The organism is Bradyrhizobium sp. BR13661 (assembly GCF_029892425.1).
In the GTDB taxonomy this organism is placed as follows: Bacteria; Pseudomonadota; Alphaproteobacteria; order Rhizobiales; family Xanthobacteraceae; genus Bradyrhizobium.
In genome coordinates this window covers 202008-225621 of record NZ_JARXWB010000008.1, presented here as the reverse complement: position 1 = coordinate 225621, position 23614 = coordinate 202008, and the positions used below count along the sequence as shown (strand labels likewise).

The 23614-nt window shown below is 64.3% G+C and carries 17 protein-coding genes; 11 read left to right on the top strand and 6 right to left on the bottom strand.

The genetic code is table 11. The annotated features are described in order from the left end of the window. The first annotated feature begins 131 nt into the window (after window positions 1–131). The 7 genes from M2427_RS16180 (at window position 132) to ligA (ending at window position 10836) form a co-directional block, all read left to right on the top strand. Window positions 132–1172 carry a cell division protein FtsQ/DivIB gene (locus tag M2427_RS16180; RefSeq protein WP_280707403.1) on the top strand — a complete coding sequence of 347 codons (1041 nt, stop codon included), beginning with the start codon at window positions 132–134 and terminating at the stop codon, window positions 1170–1172. Further along, window positions 1169–2491, top strand: coding sequence for a cell division protein FtsA (ftsA, locus tag M2427_RS16175; RefSeq protein WP_280707401.1), 1323 nt, complete (start codon window positions 1169–1171; stop codon window positions 2489–2491). Before M2427_RS16180 ends, ftsA begins: the two co-directional genes overlap by 4 nt. A gap of 87 nt (window positions 2492–2578) precedes the next feature. Continuing rightward, complete coding sequence (ftsZ, locus tag M2427_RS16170) at window positions 2579–4375, top strand: cell division protein FtsZ (protein ID WP_280707400.1); 1797 nt, start codon at window positions 2579–2581, stop codon at window positions 4373–4375. A gap of 362 nt (window positions 4376–4737) precedes the next feature. Further along, entirely contained in the window at window positions 4738–5700 is a 963-nt protein-coding gene (gene lpxC / locus M2427_RS16165; RefSeq protein ID WP_280707399.1) for a UDP-3-O-acyl-N-acetylglucosamine deacetylase, read from the top strand. Between the two features lie 245 nt (window positions 5701–5945). After that, window positions 5946–6833 carry an outer membrane protein assembly factor BamD gene (locus M2427_RS16160; RefSeq protein WP_280707398.1) on the top strand — a complete coding sequence of 296 codons (888 nt, stop codon included), beginning with the start codon at window positions 5946–5948 and terminating at the stop codon, window positions 6831–6833. A 24-nt stretch (window positions 6834–6857) separates the two neighbouring features. Then, window positions 6858–8528 carry a DNA repair protein RecN gene (recN, locus tag M2427_RS16155; protein ID WP_280707397.1) on the top strand — a complete coding sequence of 557 codons (1671 nt, stop codon included), beginning with the start codon at window positions 6858–6860 and terminating at the stop codon, window positions 8526–8528. Window positions 8529–8688: 160 nt separating this feature from the next. Beyond that, window positions 8689–10836, top strand: a complete 2148-nt coding sequence (ligA, locus tag M2427_RS16150) for an NAD-dependent DNA ligase LigA (RefSeq protein WP_280707396.1) — start codon at window positions 8689–8691, stop codon at window positions 10834–10836. Between the two features lie 171 nt (window positions 10837–11007). Here the strand turns inward: ligA and M2427_RS16145 are convergent, their stop codons facing one another. Next, window positions 11008–12288, bottom strand: coding sequence for a multidrug effflux MFS transporter (locus M2427_RS16145; protein ID WP_280707395.1), 1281 nt, complete (start codon window positions 12286–12288; stop codon window positions 11008–11010). 95 nt (window positions 12289–12383) lie between these two features. Further along, a complete protein-coding gene (locus M2427_RS16140) occupies window positions 12384–14213 on the bottom strand; it encodes an aminopeptidase P family protein (protein WP_280707394.1) in 1830 nt (609 codons plus the stop codon). 185 nt (window positions 14214–14398) lie between these two features. On the opposite strand from M2427_RS16140, the gene M2427_RS16135 reads away from it, so the two are divergent. Further along, complete coding sequence (locus M2427_RS16135) at window positions 14399–14578, top strand: hypothetical protein (RefSeq protein ID WP_168998205.1); 180 nt, start codon at window positions 14399–14401, stop codon at window positions 14576–14578. Window positions 14579–14728: 150 nt separating this feature from the next. On the opposite strand, the gene M2427_RS16130 is transcribed toward M2427_RS16135, so the two are convergent. Then, entirely contained in the window at window positions 14729–15616 is an 888-nt protein-coding gene (locus tag M2427_RS16130; protein WP_280707392.1) for a 50S ribosomal protein L11 methyltransferase, read from the bottom strand. 155 nt (window positions 15617–15771) lie between these two features. Here M2427_RS16130 and M2427_RS16125 point away from each other — a divergent pair, with 155 nt between their 5' ends. Then, a complete protein-coding gene (locus M2427_RS16125; RefSeq protein ID WP_280707391.1) occupies window positions 15772–15936 on the top strand; it encodes a Flp family type IVb pilin in 165 nt (54 codons plus the stop codon). A gap of 292 nt (window positions 15937–16228) precedes the next feature. Here the strand turns inward: M2427_RS16125 and M2427_RS16120 are convergent, their stop codons facing one another. Next, window positions 16229–17839: an NAD(P)/FAD-dependent oxidoreductase gene (locus tag M2427_RS16120; RefSeq protein ID WP_280707389.1), complete on the bottom strand. Its 1611-nt coding sequence runs from the start codon at window positions 17837–17839 to the stop codon at window positions 16229–16231. Window positions 17840–18072: 233 nt separating this feature from the next. On the opposite strand from M2427_RS16120, the gene M2427_RS16115 reads away from it, so the two are divergent. Together M2427_RS16115 and M2427_RS16110 are read left to right on the top strand one after the other, a co-directional pair. Continuing rightward, the gene (locus tag M2427_RS16115) at window positions 18073–20355 is read left to right on the top strand and encodes a fused MFS/spermidine synthase (RefSeq protein WP_280707387.1); all 2283 of its coding nucleotides are present in this window, start codon (window positions 18073–18075) and stop codon (window positions 20353–20355) included. 139 nt (window positions 20356–20494) lie between these two features. Continuing rightward, entirely contained in the window at window positions 20495–21073 is a 579-nt protein-coding gene (locus M2427_RS16110) for an SMI1/KNR4 family protein (RefSeq protein WP_280707386.1), read from the top strand. Window positions 21074–21592: 519 nt separating this feature from the next. Here M2427_RS16110 and M2427_RS16105 read toward each other — a convergent pair. Next, entirely contained in the window at window positions 21593–22528 is a 936-nt protein-coding gene (locus tag M2427_RS16105; protein WP_280707385.1) for a glycerophosphodiester phosphodiesterase, read from the bottom strand. Window positions 22529–22724: 196 nt separating this feature from the next. Further along, on the bottom strand, window positions 22725–23582 hold the full coding sequence (locus M2427_RS16100) for an alpha/beta hydrolase (RefSeq protein ID WP_280707384.1): 858 nt from the start codon (window positions 23580–23582) through the stop codon (window positions 22725–22727). Window positions 23583–23614 lie beyond the last annotated feature (32 nt).

Sequence of the window (23614 nt, the reverse complement as noted above, 5' to 3'; positions counted from 1 at the left end):
CCGACCGGCGAACGCTTTGAAGGGGAGCGGTTTCTTCTGCCGAAGACCACCACCCGGCCCGGCACGTCCGAGACGTCATGTTCGCCAGGACCCGCGCAGTGTTGCGGGCAAACTGTTGACGAGCTCGTGCAATGGATGGAGCAGGAAGCCTCACCCGGTCGTTTGTGAGATCGCTGAGGCCCCAAGCTGACCTGAAGGCGGCCGCTATCGGAGCGGTCGTGCTTCTGCGCGAGTGGGTGCAAGAGAAGCTCGAGCACACGCGTGCGGAGAAGCCCGCCACCGCCAAGCAGAAAATCAAGGCCAAGTCCAAGATCAAGGCTGTCGTCGAGCGCGAGCCGCCGCCGCGACTGATTGCGCTGGTCGAGCGCTATCTGCCGCGCCGGGTCGGGATCACCATGACCGTGCTGCTGCTGATCGGCAGCTGCGGCCTCGGCATCGTCAAGGGCGGCCATCTCCAGGATTTCATCACCGCCGTCAGCGACGCGCGCAACGCCATGGCCAATTCGGCCGGCTTTCGCATCACCTCGGTCGTGATCAACGGTCGCAAGCAGCTCAGCCAGGACGAGATCCTCGCGATCGGCGGCGTCAGCGGCCGCTCCTCGCTGCTCTTCCTCGATGCCGACGACGTCCGCGACAAGCTCAAGGCCAATCCCTGGATTGCCGACGCGACCGTGCTGAAGCTCTATCCGGGCCGGCTGATGATCGAGATCACCGAGCGCAAGGCGTTCGCGCTGTGGCAGGAGGCCGGCAGGCTTTCCGTCATCGCCGACGACGGTGCGCTGCTCGAACCCTATGTGTCGCGCCGGTTCCTGTCGCTGCCGCTCGTGGTCGGCAAGGGCGCCGACACCCAGGCCCGCGATTTCCTCGCGCTGCTCGCACGCTATCCGCAGGTGAATTCGGTGACCAAGGCCGCGATCTATGTCGGTGAGCGGCGCTGGAACCTGAGGCTGAAGGATGGCCTCGACGTCCGCCTGCCCGAGCAGGACGTCGGCAACGCGCTCGCCGCGCTGTCCAAGCTCGACAAGGACGATCGCCTGTTCTCGAAGGATATCGTCGCGATCGACATGCGCCTGCCCGACCGTCTGGTGGTGCAGCTGTCCGACGACGCCGCCAAGGCGCGCGAGGATCTGTTCAAGGACAAGAAGAAAAAGAAGGCCGGGGACGCCGCATGACCGGTCTTGATCGCACCCAGACGCCGAAGACGCGCCCGATGCCGCACAAGCGCGGCGGCCTCGTCGCCTGCCTCGACATCGGCACCAGCAAGATCGCCTGCATGATCGCGCGGCTGAAGCCGTCGGCGCCGAGCGAGGCGTTGGGCGGCCGCACCCATGCGGTGGAGCTGATCGGTTACAGCCAGATCCAGTCGCGCGGCATGAAGGCCGGCGCGGTGGTCGATCTTGGCGAATGCGAGCAGGCGGTGCGCCAGGCCGTGGGTCTCGCCGAGAAGATGGCCAAGGTGCGGGTCGAGTCCGTTTTGCTGTCGGTCTCCGGCGGACGCCTTTCCGGCCAGCTGGTCGAGGCTGCTGCAGATATCCGCGGCGGCGCAGTCACGCCGGCCGATGTCAGCCGCGTCACCTCCACCGGCATGCGCCACGCCACCGGCGAGGGCCGCACCGTGCTGCACGCGCTGCCGGTCGGCTACACGCTCGACGGCGTCAAGGGCATCCGCGATCCCCGCGGCATGGTCGCGCATCAGTTCGGCGTCGACATGAACGTCGTCACCTGCGACGCGACCGTGGCGCGGAACCTGATGCTGGCGGTGGAACGCTGCCATCTCAACGTCGAAGCCATGGCGGCGAGCCCCTATGTGGCCGGCCTGTCGGTGCTGACCGACGACGAGGCCGATCTCGGCGCCGCCGTCGTCGAGATGGGGGCAGGCACCACGACGATCGCGGTGTATTCCGGCGGCCGCTTCGTGCACGCGGCCGGTTTTGCGGTCGGCGGGCAACACATCACGATGGATCTCGCGCGCGGACTCTCGGCGACCATTGCCGATGCCGAGCGAATCAAGACGTTATACGGCACCGTCATCACCGGCGGATCGGACTCGCGTGAGCTGATGTCTGTACCGACAGCCGGTGACGACCAGGATCTGCCGCAGATCGTTTCGCGCGCCACCATCGCCAACATCGTCAAGCACCGTGCCGAGGAAGTCTTCGAAATGGTTCGGGACAAGCTGAAGGATTCGCCCTTCGCGGCAGAGCCCAAGGGCCGCGTCGTGCTCTCCGGCGGCGCCTCGCAGCTCACCGGCCTCGTCGAGCTCGGCACCCAGATTCTCGGCCGGCCCGTGCGGGTCGGACGTCCGCTCGGTTTCGGCCGGCTGCCCAACGAGGCGAAGAACGCCGCGTTCGCGGTGCCGGCCGGTCTTCTCGTCTACCCGCAATATGTTCACCAGGAACATGTCGAACCGCGGCATACGCGGCAGCAGGTCAGGACAGGAACGGGCGGTTATTTCGGAAAGGTCGGACGATGGCTACGCGAGGGCTTTTGATGACCGCTTTCCGCACATGTCTGATTTCACCAACTCCCGCGGCCGCAGGCCGGGGCGAACCCACGCGCGCGTGATCGAGAGGCAAACATGACCATCAGCATCAACGTTCCTGATATTCACGAGTTGAAGCCCCGCATCACCGTGTTCGGCGTCGGTGGCGCCGGCGGCAACGCCGTCAACAACATGATCACGGCGGGCCTCCAGGGCGTCGACTTCGTGGTCGCCAATACCGACGCGCAGGCGCTGACGATGTCGAAGGCGCAGCGCATCGTGCAGATGGGCACTGCGGTGACGCAAGGGCTCGGCGCGGGTTCGCAGCCGAACGTCGGCGCCGCTGCTGCCGAGGAAGTGATCGACGAGCTGCGCGACCATCTCTCGGGCGCCAACATGGTGTTCGTCACCGCCGGCATGGGTGGCGGCACCGGCACCGGTGCTGCTCCCGTCATCGCCAAGACCGCGCGCGACATGGGCATCCTCACCGTCGGCGTCGTGACCAAGCCGTTCCACTTCGAGGGCGGCCGCCGCATGCGCACCGCCGAAGCCGGCATTGCCGAGCTGCACAAGGTGGTCGACACGCTGCTGATCATCCCGAACCAGAACCTGTTCCGGGTCGCCAACGAAAAGACCACCTTCGCCGACGCCTTCGCGATGGCCGACCAGGTGCTCTACTCGGGCGTCGCCTGCATCACCGACCTGATGGTCAAGGAAGGCCTGATCAACCTCGACTTCGCCGACGTGAGAGCGGTGATGAGGGAAATGGGCAAGGCAATGATGGGCACGGGCGAAGCCTCCGGCGACAAGCGCGCGCTGACCGCCGCCGAAGCTGCGATCGCCAACCCGCTGATCGACGATAGCTCGATGAAGGGTGCCAAGGGCCTCTTGATCTCGATCACCGGCGGCAAGGACCTGACCCTGTTCGAAGTCGACGAAGCCGCGACCCGCATCCGCGAGGAAGTCGACCAGGACGCCAACATCATCGTCGGCGCCACCTTCGACGAAGCGCTCGATGGCCTGATCCGCGTCTCGGTCGTCGCCACCGGCATCGAGCAGGCGGCGATCGCCCGCAACAGCCAGGCCACCTCCGCTCCGGTCGCGAACGCCGCGCCGCAGCAGCTGCAGCAGGCTCCTGCGGCTCCGGCCGCCGCTGCCGAGAGCCGTCTCGCCGACCTGACCGCGCGCCTGCGCGCTGACAACCAGCGCATGGCCGAGCGTGCCCAGAAGCTGGAATCGCAGATCCCGGCCGCCGCACCCGTCGCCGCTGCGCCCGCCCCGCGTCCCAATGTCGAGCGTGCGGCGCTGGCCGCCATCGCGGCTGCGGTTGCCGAAGTTCCGCAGGCCGCCGCGCCGCAGACCTATGGTGACGTCACCGTGCGCCCGATCGCGCAGAAGCCCACGCTGTTTCCGGAGCCCGAGCAGGCGCCGCTTGCCATGTCGGAGCCGATGACGCCGGAAACCTTCATCCCGCCGCAGGCCGAGCGTGCTCCGGCCCGCGCGCCGCGGATGCCGCGCCTCGATGAACTGCCGATGCCGGCCCAGGCCGAGCTTCGTCAGGCCCGTGGTGAGGTCGAGGACGAGACGCCCCAGAAGACCCGCCTGTCGCTGCTGCAGCGCCTCGCCAATGTCGGCCTCGGCCGTCGCGACGAGGAGACCGAGGCGCCGATCGCTGCCCGGACCTCCGGCCCCGCCATGCCGGCGCTGCCCGATCGCAAGCCGCAACGGACGGTGCAGCAGCAGATCGCAGCCAGCGAGCCGGTGTCCGAATATGCCCGCCGGCCCGCGCCGCAGGGTCTGGATGCCCATGGTCGCCCCGCACCTGTTGCGCCGGCGCCACAGGGAGACGACCATCTTGATATCCCGGCCTTCCTGCGACGGCAGGCGACCTGAGGATTGTTACAATAAGGCGGACGCAAAAAGGTCCCGGCGAGACCCTCGCCGGGACCTTTTCTTATGCCCCGTAAATATCCGGGGTGCACGCTCAAGCAACTGATTTTAAATCATTAATTACCTGTTCGGTGCTTCAGTAAAATCGCCGGTAACGGCCCCAGACCGAGGTGCAATTTGGTTAAGCCTTGGCGCGAATACGGCAGGTTTGGGGTAACAATCGGTAAAAAAGCGTGAGTTGGCGCTCTTTGAGGCAGTGACTATGGTTTGCCGTGACTTGGGGATACGGGGATTCGGACGGTCGATCTCGATCGATCAGTCGGGTCAGTATAAGTCGCAGTAGGTTGTAGTGGGGCGGGTTCCTGATGAAATTTAGCCGGCAAACAACGCTTCGTGCGCAAGCCACCGTGGCCGGCGTCGGCGTTCATTCCGGTCTTCCCGTCACGCTCACGCTTGGACCTGCACCTGTCGATGCAGGTCTTATTTTTGTCCGCACCGGACTTGAGGGAAGTGACCGCGAGATCCAGGCGACTGCCGAGCATGTGGTGGCCACCGATTTGGCGACTGTCCTTGGTGATCGCGACGGTCCGCTGATTTCAACTGCCGAGCATGTGCTTGCTGCGCTGCGGGGCATGGGGGTCGACAACGCCGTCATCGAAGTTGACGGTCCCGAAGTGCCGATCATGGACGGCAGCGCCGCTGCTTTCATCGCCGCGATCGATCAGGCTGGCATCGTCAACCAGCCGGCTCAGCGCAGGTTCATCCAGGTTTTGAAGCCGATCTCGGTCAAGATGGGCGACTCCTTCGGCGAGATCAGGCCCTACGCAAATGGCTTCCGCGCCGAGGTCGAGATCGACTTCACCAATCCTGTCATCGGCCAGCAGAGCTATGGCTTCGACGTCAGCCCGGAACGTTTCCGCCGCGAAGTCGGCCGCGCCCGGACCTTCGGTCTGATGGGCGATGTTGCCAGGCTCTGGAGCGCGGGCTACGCGCTCGGCGCCTCGTTTGAAAATACCGTCGTGTTCGACGACGAGCGGCTGCTTAACACCGAGGGCCTGCGCTACGCCGACGAATGCGCCCGCCACAAGGTGCTCGACGTGATCGGCGATCTTGCGCTCGCCGGCCTGCCGCTGCTCGGCGCCTATCGTTCGGTGCGTGGCGGACACAAGCTCAACCACGCCGTCCTGACCGCACTGCTCGCCGACCGTACCGCCTGGCGGGTGGTCGAGGGCGAGGCAGCCCGCCGCACCACGCGTCCCGTGGTCGAGGTCGGCAGCGGCATTGTCGGTGGTCGGATCGCCGCGGCCTACGGGCCGGACGTGTCCTGAGCGCCGGCTGCAGCAGGCGATCAAGCGACGATTTCTCCCGGGAAACTCCTGGTAACCATGATCCCCTAGGATTGCGGCAAGTTCGCCTTAATCCGGGCGGAATGCCTGCCTATCCGGTAGGTTAACGATCGATTTTCGGTTACACCGGCGTGGTCGCATGGCAGGCACCACGATCACATTTCGCGCCCATGACGGGGATCTTGGGCCTGCGGACACCGCATCACAGGGCGTCAGGTCTTAAATCTATGTCGGCACAGCGTATGACGCGCGGATATCTCTCGATTTCATCTCAAGCCCGTGGGCTGCTTCAGGCGGCAACCCTGTTCCTGCTCGCGGTGCCGCTGGCTGGCTGCGGCACCGGCTCCCTCTGGGACAAGTTCACCAACAAGGACGACACCTTCGTCGAGGAGCCCGCCGACAAGATCTACAATGAGGGCCTGTACCTCATGAACGAAAAGAAGGACATGAAGGCGGCGAACAAGAAGTTCGAAGAGGTCGACCGCCAGCATCCTTATTCCGACTGGGCGCGCAAATCGCTGCTGATGTCGGCTTACGCGTCTTACCAGGGCGGCGACTATGACAGCTGCATCGGCGCTGCGACCCGCTACGTCACCCTGCATCCCGGCAGCCCGGACGCCGCTTACGCGCAATATCTGATCGCCGCGTCGCATTACGATCAGATCCCGGACATCAACCGCGACCAGGGCCGCACCGAGAAAGCGATCGCCTCGCTGGAAGAGGTGGTGCGCAAATATCCGACGTCCGAATATGCGACCTCCGCCAAGGCCAAGATCGAGGGCGCCCGCGACCAGCTCGCCGGCAAGGAGATGGCCGTTGGCCGCTACTACATGCAGAAGCGCGACTACACGGCCGCGATCAACCGCTACAAGGCCGTGGTGACGCAATACCAGACCACCCGCCACGTCGAGGAGGCGCTTTACCGTCTCACCGAGGCCTATATGTCGATCGGCATTGTCGGCGAGGCCCAGACCGCCGCCGCCGTGCTCGGCCACAATTTTCCTGACAGCCGCTGGTACAAGGACGCCTATAATCTTGTAAAATCCGGCGGTCTCGAGCCGAGCGAGAATCAGGGGTCCTGGATCAGCCAGACCTTCAAGAAGATAGGCCTTTAGGTCTCGGCTAGGAAATTGGGTTCCATGCTGGCGCGTCTGTCGATCCGTGACATCGTCCTGATCGAACGGCTCGATATCGAATTCGCCACCGGACTTGCGGTTTTGACCGGCGAGACCGGTGCGGGCAAATCCATCCTGCTCGATGCCTTTGCACTGGCGCTTGGCGGCCGCGGTGACGCCGGCCTCGTGCGCCACGGTGCGGAGCAGGGGCAGGTCACCGCCGTGTTCGATATCCCGAAGAATCACCCCGCGACGAAAATCCTGGCCGAGAACGGGCTCGATGATACCGGTGAGATGATCTTGCGCCGGGTGCAGCTCTCTGACGGCCGCACCCGCGCCTTCATCAACGATCAGTCGATCAGCGTGCAGACGTTGAAGGCAGTCGGTGCCGCGCTGGTCGAGATCCACGGCCAGCATGACGAGCGCGCGCTGGTCGATGCTGCCACCCATCGTCGCCTGCTTGATGCCTTCTCCGGCCTCGAAAAGGACGTAGCCAGCGTCGAAGTGCTCTGGGACGCGCGCCGCACTGCCAATACCGAGCTCGAAGAACACCGCGCCGGCATGGAACGCGCCGCGCGCGAAGCCGACTATCTGCGCCATGCCTCTGACGAGCTGAAGCAGCTCTCGCCGAAGGATGGCGAGGAAACCTCGCTGGCCCACCGCCGGACCACCATGATGCAGGGCGAGAAGATCGCCTCCGATCTGCGCGAGGCGCAGGAGGTCGTCGGCGGGCATAATTCGCCAGTCGCGGCGCTATCGGCCGCCGTGCGCCGGCTGGAGCGTCGCGGTGTCAATTCGCCTGCGCTGGTCGAGCCGGCCGTGAAGGCGATCGACATCGCGATCAACGCGCTGGAGGAGGCCGACCAGCATCTTCTGGCCGCGCTTGCCGCAACGGATTTCGACCCGGCCGAGCTCGAACGCATCGAGGAGCGGTTGTTCGCTCTGCGCGCCGCCTCGCGCAAATATTCGACGCCGGTCGATGGTCTGGCCGCGCTTGCCGCCAAATACGCCGCCGACGTCGTGCTGATCGATGCCGGCGCCTCACGCCTGAAGAAGCTGGAGCAGGCCGCGATCGAGGCCGACGCACGCTATGCGGCTGCCGCGAAAAAGCTCTCGGCCGCGCGGCAGAAATCGGCCGAGAAGCTCAACAAGGCCGTCAACGCCGAGCTCGCGCCGCTCAAGCTCGAACGCGCGAAATTCATCACGCAGGTGACCACCGACGAGGCGACGCCGGGGCCGCAAGGCTTCGATCGCGTCGAGTTCTGGGTGCAGACCAATCCGGGCACCAAGCCGGGCCCGATGATGAAGGTCGCCTCCGGCGGTGAGCTCTCGCGCTTTCTGCTGGCGCTCAAGGTCGTGCTATCGGACCGCGGCTCGGCGCCGACGCTCGTGTTCGACGAGATCGATACCGGCGTCGGTGGCGCCGTCGCGGATGCGATCGGCGCGCGGCTGGCGCGACTTGCCGGCAAGGTTCAGGTGATGGCCGTGACCCACGCCCCGCAAGTTGCCGCGCGCGCCGACCAGCATCTGCTGATCTCCAAGGATGCGCTGGACAAGGGCAAGCGCGTCGCCACCCGCGTCAACGCGCTCGCCGCCGACCACCGCCGCGAGGAAATCGCCCGCATGCTCGCCGGCGCCGAGATCACCGCCGAGGCGCGGGCGGCCGCGGACCGGCTGCTCAAGGCGGCGTCCTGACTCTTGTGTCCCGGACGCGCGCAGCGCGAGCCGGGACCCAGAACTTCCACTGTATGGGCCCCGGCTCTGCAGCGCACCGCTAAGAGGCGCTGCGCTGCGTCCGGGGCACAGGATCTTTACCGCCTTTACCCTCCCGCCCGCTCCGTCGTATCCAAGCACCATGGCAAGAGCAGCAAAATCGAAACCGCTTCGCGACGTCGCCGATCTCACCAAGGCGCAGGCCAGGGTCGAGCACATGCGTCTGACGCTCGAACTCGAAGAGCACGACAAGCGCTATTATCAGGATGATGCGCCTGTTGTGACTGACGCGGAGTACGATGCGCTACGCCAGCGCCTCAACGCGATCGAAAAGCGCTTTCCGGAATTCGTCAGCTCGGACTCGCCCTCGCAGAAGATCGGCGCTGCGCCATCGGGACGTTTCAAGAAGGTGCGGCACTCGGTTCCGATGCTGTCGCTCGACAACGCCTTTGCCGACGAGGACGTGCGCGACTTCGTCGGCCGTATCGTGCGCTTCCTCAAGCTCGACGACGACAGAATCGACTTCTCCGCGGAACCGAAGATCGACGGCTTGTCGATGTCGCTGCGCTATGAGGGCGGCGAGCTCGTCACCGCGGCGACGCGCGGCGACGGCGCAGAGGGCGAGGACGTCACCGCCAACATCCGGACACTCGAGGACGTGCCCGAGAGGCTGAAGGGGCGCAATATCCCTGATGTCTGCGAGGTGCGCGGCGAAGTCTACATGACCAAGAAGGCGTTCCTCGCGCTCAACGAGCGGCAGAAGGCGGAAGGCAGCACCATCTTCGCCAACCCGCGCAATTCGGCTGCAGGCTCGTTGCGGCAGAAGGATCCGACCATCACCGCGTCGCGTCCGCTCGGCTTCTTCGCCTACGCCTGGGGCGAGATGAGCGCGATGCCGGAAGAGACGCAGACCGGCATGATCCACTGGTTCGAGCGCTGCGGCTTCAAGACCAATCCGCTGACCAAGCTCTGCCATTCCGTCGAGGAGCTGATCGCGTTCCACCAGAGCATCGAGGAAGAGCGTGCCGAACTCGACTACGACATCGACGGCGTCGTCTACAAGGTCGATCGCATCGACTGGCAGGAGCGGCTCGGCTTCGTGTCGCGCACGCCGCGCTGGGGCATCGCGCACAAATTCCCGGCCGAGCGCGCCCTGACCGTGCTGCGCGACATCGAGATCCAGGTCGGCCGCACCGGCTCGTTCACGCCGGTCGGCAAGCTCGAGCCAGTCGGCGTCGGCGGCGTGATCGTGCAGAACGTCACGCTGCACAACGAGGACTACATCAAGGGCATCGGCAACAAGGGCGAGGTGCTGCGCGATGGCCGCGACATCAGGATCGGCGACACCGTCGTGGTCCAGCGCGCCGGCGACGTCATCCCGCAGATCGTCGACGTGGTCCTCGACAAGCGGCCGAAGGGCGCCAAGGAATTCCACTTTCCGAAGAAGTGTCCGTGCCCGCTGCACACCGACGTCGTGCGCGGGGAAACGGCCGCCGGCGAGGAAGAGTCGCGCGCCCGCTGCAGCGGTGAGTTCGCCTGCCCGTATCAGAAGATCGAGCACTTGAAACTGTTCGTGTCGCGGCGCGCCTTCGACATCGACGGTTTGGGCGAGAAGCAGCTCCAGTATTTTTTCGATGAAGGATGGGTGAAGGAACCCGCCGAAATCTTCACGCTGGAGAAGCGCAATTCGAAGCTGAAGCTCGAGGAGATCGAAGGCTACGGCGCGACTTCGGTGCGCAATTTGTTCGGCGCTATCGAGAGCCGCCGCAGAATTGCGCTGGAGCGCTTCATTTTTGCACTCGGCATGCGCCATGTCGGCGAGACCACGGCGCTCGCGCTGGCGCGCGGCTACGGCTCCTGGGATGCCTTCCACGAGGCCTGCCTCAAGGTCGCCAAGGGCGACGAGGAAGCGATCGCGGAAATGGACGCACTGGACCAGATCGGCGACACCGTCATCAAGAGCATCGCCGACTATTTCGGCGAGAGCCACAATCGCGGCATCGTCGAGCGGCTGACCAAGGAGGTCGAGATCGTCGACGCCGAGAAGCCGAAGAGCAACTCGGCGGTTGCCGGCAAGACCGTGGTGTTCACCGGCTCGCTGGAGAAGATGACGCGCGACGAGGCCAAGGCGACTGCCGAGCGATTAGGTGCCAAGGTCTCGGGATCGGTGTCGAAGAAGACGGATCTCGTGGTTGCCGGCCCCGGTGCGGGTTCAAAACTCGCGGACGCCAACAAGCACGGCGTCAAGGTGCTGACCGAGGATGAGTGGCTGAAGCTGATCGGGGAGTGAGGGGCGCGCTCGTGCCATTCGTTCCGCTGTCGTCGCCCGGCTTGACCGGGCGACCCAGTATCCAGAGGCGAGCGTTGGATTTCTCGCTGTTGCCATAGGCGTCGCGGCGTACTGGATGCCCCGGTCAAGCCGGGGCATGACAGCGAGGTTGGGGTACGCGCTGTGCGCGTCTCACATCATCCCCGCCTCTTCCTCTTCCGCCTGCTCGATCAAGTCCTCGCTCATCACGAGCTCGTGGCGGGGGACGACGAAGATCATCATACAGGCGCAGAGCAGCGAGATCGCCAGCACGGCAGACGTCAGCGGCAGCGTGGTCGCGGAATGGCCGCCGAGATAGGCGCCGAATTGCGACATCAGCGCGCCGATGCCTTGTTGCAGGAAGCCCATCGCGCCCGACGCGGTGCCGGCGGCTTGGGGGCGGATGCTGATGGCGCCGGCCGCGGAGTTCGCCATCACGAAGGCATTGCCGACCATCACGATCATCTGCGTGCCGAACAGCCAGCCGGGCGCTTCATTCCAACCGGTGAAGCTCCAGAACAGGTTCAGCAGGCTGCCGCAGAGCTGCAGGCCGAGCCCGAACCAGATCAGCTTTTCGAGCGAGTGCCGCGGCGCGAAGCGCACGCAGAGCAGATTGCCGACCAGATACGCAAATCCTGTCGTGGCAAACCACGCGCCGTATTCGGCGCTGGTCCGGCCCATCTGCGTCACCACGATATAGGGCCCGCCGCCGGCGAAGGTGAAGATGATCTGCGACGCCAGCACCTGGCACATCACATAGCCGATGAAGGCGCGGCTCTTGATCAGGGTGCCGACGTCGCTGCGAAAGCCGCCGCTGCCGACTGCGCGGTCGCGGCGCGTCTCGGGCAACGCGATCGCAATGCCGACGGAGACCGCAAGCGCGCCGATCGTGACCGCGTAAAAGATCGCGCGCCAGCCGAACGCAGTCTCGATCAGGCCGCCGGTGAGCGGCGAAACCATCTGGCCGATCATCAGGGCGGCAACCACGAGGCTGATCATGGAGGCGACGCGGTCGCGCTCGTAGATGTCGCGGATGATGGCGCGGCTGATCACCATGCCGGAGGCGCCGCCAAGCGCCTGGAAGAAGCGCGCCGCGATCAGCTGCGGCAGGGTTTCGGCGAAGATACAGGCGACGCTTGCGGCGACCATCAGCGCGAGGCCACCAAGCAGCACCGGGCGCCGGCCAAACCTGTCCGACAACGGCCCCATGATCAGCTGCGACAGCGCGATGCCGACCATGTAGAGCGACACCGTCATCTGCGCGATCGAGATGTCGCGCCCGAAATTCGTCGCCAGCACAGGCAGCGCCGGAACCAGGATGTAGAGCGAGATCGGCGCGATCCCGGTCATGACGACCAGCAGCAGCAACACCACGCGCGAGGTCGCGATTTTCTTCGTCGCCGCGTCCGGCGGCTTGCTGATCATGCCGTGCATCGCCGGACACTAGCCGCACCGCGTTGCGAGCGAATACGGCCATTTCGGAATACGGCTATGCGCACGGCGTCAAGGCGCAGCAGTCTGTGACGGATTTAGAGCTTCAGCTCCGCCGTGGCCTGATCGAGCCAGGCTTTCGTCGCCTCGTCCAGTGCCGGCCCCACTTCGGTGCGGACACGCGCGTGGTAGGCATTGAGCCAGGCGAGCTCGTCGCGGTTCAGCATCGCGGTGTCGATCAGCCGGCGGTCGATCGGTGCCAAGGTCAGCGTCTCGAATGCGTTCATCGCTTTTTCGGCGCCCTTGATATCGGCGGCGACCACCAGCTCGAGATTCTCGATGCGGATACCGAAACCGTCGGTCTTGTAATAGCCGGGCTCGTTGGAGAGAATCATGCCGCGCTTTAGCGGCGTGGTGCCGAGCTTGGAGATCCGCGCCGGGCCTTCGTGCACGCTGAGATAGCTGCCGACACCGTGGCCGGTGCCGTGCTCGAAATCCACGCCGGCCGCCCAGAGATATTGCCGCGCCAGCGTGTCGAGCTGCGCGCCGGTGGTGCCATCAGGGAAGACCGCGCGCGCAATCGCCATATGGCCACGCAGCACGCGGGTGAAGCGGTCGCGCATCTCCTCGGTCGGCTCGCCCACCGCCATGGTGCGGGTCACATCCGTGGTGCCGTCTTCGTATTGTGCGCCGGAATCGATCAGCAGCAGATCGCCGGGCGCAATGCGCCGGTTGCTCTTGCGGGTGACGCGGTAATGCACGATGGCGCCGTTCGGGCCGGTGCCGGAGATGGTCGGGAACGACACGTCCTTCAGCGCGCCGGTGTCGCGGCGAAACGTCTCCAGCGCCTCGACCGCATCAATCTCGGTGAGCTTGCCGCTTCCCGCCTCTCGATCGATGAAGGCGAGGAAGCGCGCGAGCGCGATCGCATCGCGCCGGTGCGCGGTCTGCGTGCCCTTGATTTCGGTGGCGTTCTTGACGGCCTTCAGCAGCGCGATCGGATCGCTGCCGCGCACCGGCTTGCCGCCGCCGCTCGTGATCAACCGGCTCAGGGCGTCCGCCGCGGTAGCGTTGTCCAGCGCAATCGCCGCACCGCTCTTGGCGAGCGCCATCAGCGTCGGCGTCAGCGCGTCGGGCTCGCGCACGTCGGCGGATTGCTCGAGATGGTCGCGGGTGAGGTTGGAAAGCTTGCGGTGATCGATGAACACCGTGGGCCGGCCGACCTTGGGCACCAGCGCGTAGGACAGCGGCAGCGGCGTATGCGCGACATCGGCGCCGCGGATGTTGAAGGTCCAGGCCACCGCATGGCTGTCCGAGAGCACCAGCGCCTCGGCTCCGAGCTTCTCGATCTCGCTCTTGATCTGCGCGACCTTCTCGGCCTCGGCAACGCCGGCATATTGCAGGCCGTGGACTGCGACCGGCGCGACCGGCGGCTGCGGCCGGTCTTGCCAGACCGCATCGATGGGATTGCTGTCGACCGCGACCAGTTCGGCGCCGGCCTTCGCGCAAGCGGCCGAGAGACGGTCAGCTGCCGCAAAAGTGTGCAGCCACGGATCAAATCCTAGGCGATCGCCGGCTTTGAGATGGGTCGAGACCCAGCTCTCCGGTGGCGGATCGATCAGCGATTCCACCGCCCATGCCTTGGCGTCGACCTGTTTGGCCGCCTGGATCGTGTAGCGGCCGTCGACGAACAATGCGGCTTCCTGGGTCAGCACCACCGCGAGCCCGGCCGAGCCGGTAAATCCGGTCAGCCAGGCAAGCCGCTCCTCGGAGGGCGCTACATATTCGTTTTGCTGCTGATCGGCGCGCGGAACGACGAAGCCGGTTAGCTTGCGGCGGGCGAGTTCTTCACGGAGCGCCGCCAGCCGCGCCGTCAATGCGACGCCGGCCTCGGGCTCTTCGAATGTCTGGAAGTGAGCTTCGAACATAGCTCAGTTTAGGATCATGGAGATCAGTCCGCAATGTAGACGCAATTGGCATCTCATCTGGCATGGACTGTGCTTGAAAATGTTCCATTCGAATTGAGTGGAGTAGTGGATGCAGCAGTTGCGCTTCGTCCGGATGTCAGGGAAATTCGAGCAAGTGGTTCATCTCAACGGCGAGGGGACACACGATGCCAGCGTTCACCTTTGAGAAGATTTCGCCGCCGGTGCGCCTTGCACCCGCGGCAACGCCGCCAAAGAAGCCACGCGGCCTCATCAGCCAGATGATCGATCGCATCTCCGAGCGGCGTGCAAGGCGGGCCTTGCAGGCCGAGCGCGCAATGCGCCGGGACGACAAGTCGGCGGAGTAGCGCGGTCTTTTCACCTCGCCCCGCTTGCGGGGAGAGGTCGATCGCGAAGCGATCGGGTGATGGGGACTCTCAGCAAGTTCAAATCTCACCGCCTTCGCGGATACAGCCCCTCACCCCAACCCTATCCCCGTAAGAACGGGGCGAGGGAGTTCACCCCTTCTTTCTCAGCAACAGACTGCTCCACCCCTCGATCCGCAGATGCCGCAGCGGCACGAGACCTCGCGCGCGATAGGCAGCGATCACCGCGGGCGCCTGGTGGGTCAACAGGCCGGAGAGGATGACGCGGGCGCCGGGGGCCAGATGCCGGGCCATCGGGCCGGCCAATTGCCGCAGCGGATTGGCGAGGATGTTCGCGAGCACGAGGTCGAACGGACCGCTTCTGGCGAAATCCGGTGCGGCAAAGCCGGTCGCCCGGATCACCCGCATAGACTGACCAGCCTCGTTCAGGGTGGCGTTTTCGGCCGCGACCCGCACCGACGGCGGGTCGATGTCCGAGGCCAGCACCCTCAGATGCAACGCCTTGGCGGCCGCGATTCCCAGCACGCCGGTACCGGTGCCGAGGTCGAGCACGCGCTTCGGCCGCGCATGTTTCAGGACATGGTCAAGCAGAAGTAAACAGCCACGCGTGGTGCCGTGGTGGCCCGTACCAAAAGCGAGTGCCGCTTCGATCTCGATGGCGAGCTTGTTTGGCGCCACGCGGTCGCGGTCGTGGCTGCCATGGACGACGAAGCGTCCGGCCGGCACCGGAACGAGGTCCTCAAGGCTCGCCTTGACCCAGTCCTTGGCCTCGACCGTATCGAAGGCGAGGGTGGCTGCGATGTCGTTTCCTGCAGAAGTTGCAACGAGTTCGCGCAGCAATTCCTGATCAGGCGCCTCTGCAAAATGCAGTGTGACGTCCCATTGTCCGTCCGGCCTCTCGAAGGCAGCCACCGCGGCATCGCCCTCGAAAAACACCTCCGTGAGCACATCCACGACACGCCTGGCAGCAGCCTCATTGCCGATCGAAAAGCTGGCGCGATGAGTGGGCAAAGGCTGCATGTCAGGGTTCCCCGAGATTCAATTTAGGGAACTTTTGTTCCCGATTTTTCGCATAACTTGCGATGTTCGAGTTAACTAGACCGCAGGTTGTATTCCGTAGATTTCCGGATGTTGGAAGCAACCAGCACATCCTGGAATGGAAATGGAGGCGAGTCTTGAAGCACATGGTTTCGAAGTTCTGGTTCGATGAGCGAGGCGCGACAGCAATCGAATACGGCCTGATCGCGGCCGGTATCGCGCTGGCCATCATCACCGTCGTGAACAGCCTGGGCACCACAATGAATGACAAGTTCGGTTCGGTTAGCAGCTCCTTGAAGTAATTTCTGCCTCCCATTTCCCAGTGGGGGTGACTTTCTTCATGGATGGCTTTTTTGGACGACCGCCCGCTGGGAATTGCTCCTGGCGGGCGAGGTCGTTTCGGGGGCCAGGCGTCGCTGCTATCCGTGCCCACAGGTTGTCTACCCACACTCCCGAGGCCATCCACCGGCTTGTACCCGGTTTATCCCGTCCGTTCTCCACAGCCTGGTTCGCGATTGTACCAGGCTTCGGCGCGAAGCTTCCGCCGCTTCACCACAGCCCAGCCAACAGGCTTGTCCACAGCCCATCCACAGCCTATCCACGGCTTGCAAACAGGCTGCGATGATCCCGCAGGATCGCCTGCGCGGCGTTGTGGCCGGGGGCGCCGGTGACGCCGCCGCCGGGATGGGCGCCGGAGCCGCAATGGTAGAGGCCCTTCACGGGCCCGCGATAATCGGCGTGACCCAGCATCGGCCGCGCCGAGAACAGCTGGTTCAGCGACAATGCCCCGTGGAAGATGTCGCCCCCCAACAGCCCGAATTGCCGTTCCAGATCGAGCGGCGAGAGGATCTGGCGGCCGAGCACGCTTGCCGCAAATCCCGGCGCGTAGCTGTCCACCGTCGCGATCATGAGATCGGCAACCTCTTCGCGATGGTCGTCCCACGACTTGCCATCAGGAAGCTTAGGCGCGACGTGTTGGCAGAACAGGCTCGCGACATGTTGCCCCGCAGGCGCGAGCGTGTCGTCGAGCGTCGATGGGATCAGCATCTCGACGATGGGCTGGCGGCTCCAGCCCTCTGCCTGCGCATCGAGCCAGGCGCGGTCCATGTAGCCGAGGCTTGGCGCGAGGATGATGCCGGAGGTGAGGTGATCACCTTCGCCGGGCAACGCCGTGAAAGAGGGCAGGCGGTCCAGCGCCACGTTCATGCGGAAGGTGCCGGAGCCGTTCTTCCAGTGGCGGATGCGGGCGAGGAAATCCTGCGGCAGCGCGTCGGCTGCGATGAGCCGTGTGTAGAGCAGCTTTGGATTGACGTTGGCCGCGACATATTTGGCGCGGATCGACGTGCCATTCTCCAGCACCACGCCGACGGCGCGATCGCGCTCGACGATTACCTCGCGCACGCCGGCATCCAGGTCGATCGTGACGCCGCGCGCACGCGCGGCGCGCGCCATTGCCTGCGTAATCGCGCCCATGCCGCCGATGGCATGACCCCAGACGCCCTTCTTGCCGTTCACCTCGCCGAAGGCGTGATGCAGCATCACATAGGCCGAGCCCGCAGCGTAGGGGCTCGCATAATTGCCGACGATGGCATCGAAGCCGAAGAGCGCCTTGACCAGATCATGCTCGAAGCGGTCGTCCAGCATCTCGCCGGCGGAGCGCGTAAAGAGATCGAGCAGGCTGCGGCTTTGCTCCAGTGTGAGCCCGCGCAGGATGTTGGCCGTCGTCAGCGCGTTCGCGGCCTCGCGGAGCGCGCCAATGCCAAAATGATCGAGCAGGTTCGGCGGCGCGCGCAGCACGAACTGCCGCAGCACATCCGCGATGTCCTCGAGCTCGCGCGAAAACCCGTCGAGCGCATCCGCATCGCGCGCGCTGAGCCGTGCGACCGACGCTTTGGTCCGGCCCTCGCCGGTGAGAAGATAACTGCCGTCGGGCGCCGGCAGGAAATTCTGCGCACGCCGCTCGACCACACGCAGCCCCTGCTCGGCGAGCCCGAGATCACGGACGACCTGCGGATTCAGCAGGCTCACGGTGTAGGCCGCGACCGAATTGCGGAAGCCGGGATGAAACTCTTCCGTTACCGCAGCTCCGCCCACCACCTTGCGGCGTTCGACGACGTGCACGCGCAGGCCCGCCATGGCGAGATAGGCCGCGCAGGTGAGGCCGTTGTGGCCCGCGCCGATGATGACGACGTCGGTTTCAGTCATGAAAAATTCTAGCTGTTCCCAGGATCAACCCGGGGCGGGTCCTTCGACCGTCCCGGAAATGATGTTCTATATCAGGCATTTCTCGCGGCAACATCACGAGACCATTTATTGCCCGTTCAGGCGCGGTGTGCTCCATTGCGCCCGGCCGGCGCCTGCCGGAAGCTTTATTCGACGCGTTTTCGAGCGCGAACCGGTGCCCACTTCGCTGGAAAACGCTTTTGCCTGGAGCTCCCATGGATTCGATCGTGCAACCCGCCGCCACGGAGCTGCCGTCCTCGTCGCGCAACCGGCTGCTGCTGACGGTCTATACGGCTGCGATCTTCGTCAGCGCGCTGCTGCTGTTCTCGGTGCAGCCGCTGTTCACGAAAATGGTGCTGCCGCGGCTCGGCGGCTCGCCGGCGGTGTGGTCGGTGGCGATGGTGTTTTTCCAGTCGCTGCTGCTCGCCGGCTACGCCTATGCGCATCTGCTGATGCAGATCAAAAGCCGCGTCGTTCCGGTCGCGGTGCATCTGGTGCTGCTGATCGCGGCCTTCATCACGCTGCCGCTCGGTATCGCCAGCGCCTATGGCGAGCCGCCTGCGTCGGGCTATGCGGTCTGGCTGCTCGGCCTGTTCGTGATGTCGATCGGCCTGCCGTTCTTCGCGCTCGCCGCCAACAATCCGCTGCTGCAGGCCTGGTTCGTGCGCACCGGACATCCCGACGGCCACGATCCTTACTTCCTCTATGCCTCCTCCAACATCGGCAGCTTTCTCGCGCTGCTATCCTATCCATTCCTGCTGGAGCCGATGTTCACGCTGCACACGCAGAACAGGCTCTGGACCGGCGGCTATGGCCTTCTGATCCTCCTGATCGTGGCCTGCGGCGTGCTGCTGCTGCGCTCGCCGAAGCTCGCGGTCGTCGATGCGCAAACCGAGGAGGGGAACGCCCCAGCACCGACTCTTGTGACGCGGCTGCGCTGGATTTTCCTCGCCGCCGTGCCGTCAGGCCTGCTCATCGCGGTGACCGCACATATCTCGACCGACGTTGCGGCGGCACCGCTGCTGTGGGTGCTGCCGCTGTCGCTGTACCTCCTGACCTGGGTGGTGGTGTTCCAGTCGCGGCCGCTGTTGCCGCACAAATGGATGCTGATGCTGCAGCCGGTCGCGATCGCGGGCGTCATTTTCCTGCTCGCCTTCGGCGGCGAGCAGAATCTGCTGCTGACCCTCGGCGGACACCAACTCTGCTTCTTCGTCATCGCGATGGCCTGTCACGGCGAATTGGCGCGGACCCGCCCCGCAGCCAGATATCTCACCGGCTTCTATGTCGCGCTGTCGTTCGGCGGCATGGTCGGCGGTCTCTTTGCCGGCCTCGTGGCGCCCTTCACCTTCTCCTGGATTGCCGAATATCCGATCCTGGTTGCGCTCGCGGCGCTGTGCCGGCCGTCGGCAAACGAGCGTTTTGCCGGCATCGTGAAGTGGTACTGGCTGGCACTTGCCGTGCTCGCGGCGGCACTGGTTGCGCCGTCCACCATGACGGGTGATCTCTCGACCTGGTTCGAGGATCAGCGCGTCTGGATCGCCAGTGCGGTTGGCGTGCTCGCAGCCGTTCTGGCGCTGGCGTTCAACGCCGGCCGCTGGAAGATCTTTGCCACCGTTGCGCTGGCGCTGGCCTTGACGCGGATCTACCCCGCCGACGAAGGCCGCGTCACCACCGTGCGCAGCTTCTTCGGCGTCCACAAGATCGTGGTGACGCCGGGCGGTTATTTCCATGTGCTGATGCACGGCACCACGATTCACGGCGCCGAGCGTTTCCGCAACAATGACGGCACGCCGGTCGCCGGCAGGCCGGAGCCGATCACCTATTATCACAAGGACGGCGGTATCGGTCAGGCCATCACCGCGATCCGCGAGCGCAAGGGCGCGCCGTTGAAGGTCGCGGCGATCGGCGTCGGTTCGGGCACGCTTGCCTGCGCCGCCGAGCCCGGCGAGGACTGGAAGTTCTTCGAGATCGATCAGTCGATGGTTGATGCCGCCAGCGATCCGAAGAATTTCCGCTACATCTCGAGCTGCCAGCCGAACTTCAAGCCTGTCATCGGCGATGCGCGTCTCACCTTCGCCAGGGAGCCCGACGGCGTCTACGACCTCATCATCGTCGATGCCTATTCGTCGGATGCGATCCCGATTCATCTCGCCACCGAAGAGGCGATGAAGATCTACAAGGACAAGCTCGCGCCGCACGGCGCCGTGGTGATGCACGTGTCCAACCGGCATCTCGATCTCGAACCGGTCGTGGTCGGCATTGCCGATGCCAACGATCTCAAGAGCTGGGTCTTCGACGAGGATTCCGGCCGCGACGCCGATTACATCTTCTCGACCGATGTCGTCATCTCCGCGCGCGAGACTGAAGACGTCGGCAAGCTGGCGTCTTCGAAGCAGTGGGAGGAGACCGATCCGGACGAGAAGGTGCGGGTCTGGACCGACGATTATTCCAACATCCTCGGCGCACTGTATCGGCGCCTGCGGTTCGGGGAGCAGTAGTTTTCCGGTACCCGGATTGTGCTGCAAGAAATCCGGTCTACGGGACGGCGTCGTGCTCACAATGCGCTGTTGCGCCTTATAGTCTGGGCGCAGGGCTTACAAGTGCTCGCACATTTATCTTTGGGCCGTGAGTTGACCGATGATGAACAACGAACTGGTTGTTGCGATTGGCAAGCGGATCGCAAACACAGAGACCCGTACCGACTATGCCAAAATAAGGCCTCGCGAGGTTGCGCCGCTCGCCACGACAGAGTCGATACGGGCTGCTGAGCAAGAGCTTGGCTTCTTGCTTTATCCGCTACTCCGACATTTGCTCCAAACCGTTGGTAATGGCGGCTATGGACCTGGCGACGGATTGATTGGGATCGCGGGGGGCTCATTGGATGTTGAGGGGCGCACGTTAACGGAGTTACGTCAAATACTCTGGCCGAACGACCATCGTCACGTTGTTCCGCTTTGCGATTGGGGTGATGGAATTTGGACTTGCCTTGACAACGCGACGGGCGCGGTCCTGACAATGAGCGAATCGGGATTGATGGACACAGGGCAGGACCTTCAATCGTGGCTCGAACAATGGGTCGCTGGCGCAAATCTTTGGAATCAGATGGTCGTAGTTGAAGACACAAGGATCCAAGATCCGCGCACGAAGGAGTGGATAATGATCCCGATTGTCAGGCGGGTCAAAGGAACACCCTACAAGATTGGATCCCCGAAGTGATACGAGACAATGCAGCGACTGGAACTACGGTGACAGTGCTGGACTCACCCCTGAAGTGAGACACGATAATTATAGTGACCGACGGTCGCTCAAATTGCTGAGCCCGCAACCATCAAGCATCTGGTTCGGCATGACCTGAGGATCGCGAAGGACAAGACTTTCCCGGGTCGCATATGGCGTCCAGCTCGTGAGCCTCCGAAGGCAGCATGGCATAGTGCCACTGTTTTGCCCGACGAGTCAAACAATATTCGAAAAATTCGAAATCACACAGATCTGAATCGCGGCCGATAGACAGCACGGTTGGTTACGAAAACGAACACGCGCCGCAGGTGCCGCGCTCCTTGCCGGTTTGCCGCTGATTTGCTCGACGCAGCAAGGGCCTAACCGAGCGGACCAAGCGCCGGCGAGCGATCGCACGTCTACTGTGCATGGGGTTGTTTTTCACCTTTTGCCGGAGGGCGGCCTCGGCTGGGCGAGGAGGGTGCGCAGCAAGTGGCGCATCGCGCCGGTCGGGCAAGCCTACGGCTGGACAGGCGTCCCGAGCGGCAGCTTTATTCGCTTCTCGCCGGCGACCTGACGCAGCAGGTCGGGCCTGTCAGAGATGATGCCGTCGACACCGAGCTCGATCATCCGCGCCATGTCGTCGGGCTTGTTGACGGTCCAGACCACGACGCGCAATCCCTCTGTGTGCGCCTCACTGACAAGCGCGGCGGTCACGTCGCCGAAATTGGGCGACCACACCGCACCGCCAGCAGCCTTGATCGTGCGCGGCAGCGAGCCGCCGTGATCGGCAGGGCTAAATCCCGCCGTCCAGTTGGTGGCTTTGTCGAGAACGACTGTTGGTGCCGAGCCGCGCTGGAGCGTCAGATACACCGTCGGAATTGTCGGGGCCTGCTGCTGGACGAGGCGTAGCGTCCGCCAGTCGAACGACTGGATCATGACGCGGTCGGAGAACTTTGCGTCCTCGATCACCCCAAGCAGCTTCGCGACGAAGGCCTGCGGCTGAAGCGATTCATCCGGATGATCCGGATCGATCTTGGTCTCGATGTTGAAGCGCACGCGTTCGTTGCCGGATTTGCGCACCAGCGCGAACAGCTCCTTCAGCGTGGGAATGCGGGTCCCCGGCACGGCATGCTGGTCGGGGAACTGCTTTGCATAGGCGCTGTCCGGCCGGATCTGGCCGACGTCGTAGGTCCTGACGTCGGCGAATTGCAGCTTCACGAAGGGCGTGCCCGGGGCCGCGACATACCCACCATTGGCATCCCGTGCGAGATCGGGATTGAGCCCGCGTTCGTGCGACACGACAACCTCGCCGTCGGCGGTCACGCCGACATCGAGCTCGAGCGTATCCACGCCCATCGTGAGCGCATTGGCAAAGGCCGGAAGGGTATTTTCCGGCAGCAGCGCCCGCCCGCCACGATGCGCCTCGAGATCGAAAGCCATATCGAAGGCCATGGCCCTTCCTGCAACGAGAAGACAGATTGTGCCGAGTAGTAGCGCGGGACGGAATGACATCATGAACCGCTGGGGGCAAGAGGGACGGCAGTTTCAGCCGCTAAAGCCGGATCGACCAATAGTCGGCATTATCAGTGCCGTCCACCCGGCGAGGGCGGAGCATCAGAGCCGCCGGAGACATGCGCGGCTCGGGCGCTCAGCGGTCGGATACCGAGGCCGTCAGCTGGTCGATCGTGGGATGCGCCTTCGACGGGCGCGGCATGTTGAACGGGCTGTCGTCTTCGCCGAGCTCGTTGAGGAATTCGTCGACCGCGCTGCCGATGAAGCCTTTGACCTGGTCCGAGCCACGATCGCTGAGGTCATTGTGCTGGAATTCGGTTCTGACCACCTGGATACCGGCCTTGGCGCAGGTCTCGTCGTCAGGGACGACGCCGGGATCGGCCTTGAATTGCGGGTCCTTCGAGCGGAAGGACAGGATCTTGACCTTGCCGTCGGTCATGAAGGGCACGCGCAGATTGTCGAGCGTGACGACCTTCTTCACCAGGTCCGGATGCAGCTTGGCGAAATACATCGAGATGTCGCCGCCGTTGGAATGACCGACCATGGTCAAATGGCGGTAGTCCGCATTCGGGTAGAGCTTCTTGAGCTCGTCGATCGTGAACAGGATGTTGGCGATGCCGCGGTTGTATTGCGAGCGGCGGCCGACATATTCCTCGCCGACCTTGGTCACCATGGGATCGTCGGCCGCGAGATCGTGCTGGATGCTGACCACCAGATAGCCGCGTGCGGCGAATGTATTGGTGAGGAACGAATACTCGGTGTGCTTGACCGTGTTGCCGTGGCTGAGGATCACGACCGGTAGCTCGATCATCTCCGCGATCGATTCCATCTCGCGGTCGCGGCGAACCGAGACCTCCACGGTGACGTCGCGGTCGCCGCGCAGAATGTCGGCGAACGCCATGGTGCTGTGATGGATAGCCCATTTGCCGGCAACGAAATAGATGAAGGCCATCAGCGCTGTGACTGAGGCGAAAACGGCAATGCCACGCTTCATGACAATCTCCGTATCCGTGTTCGAAATCATGC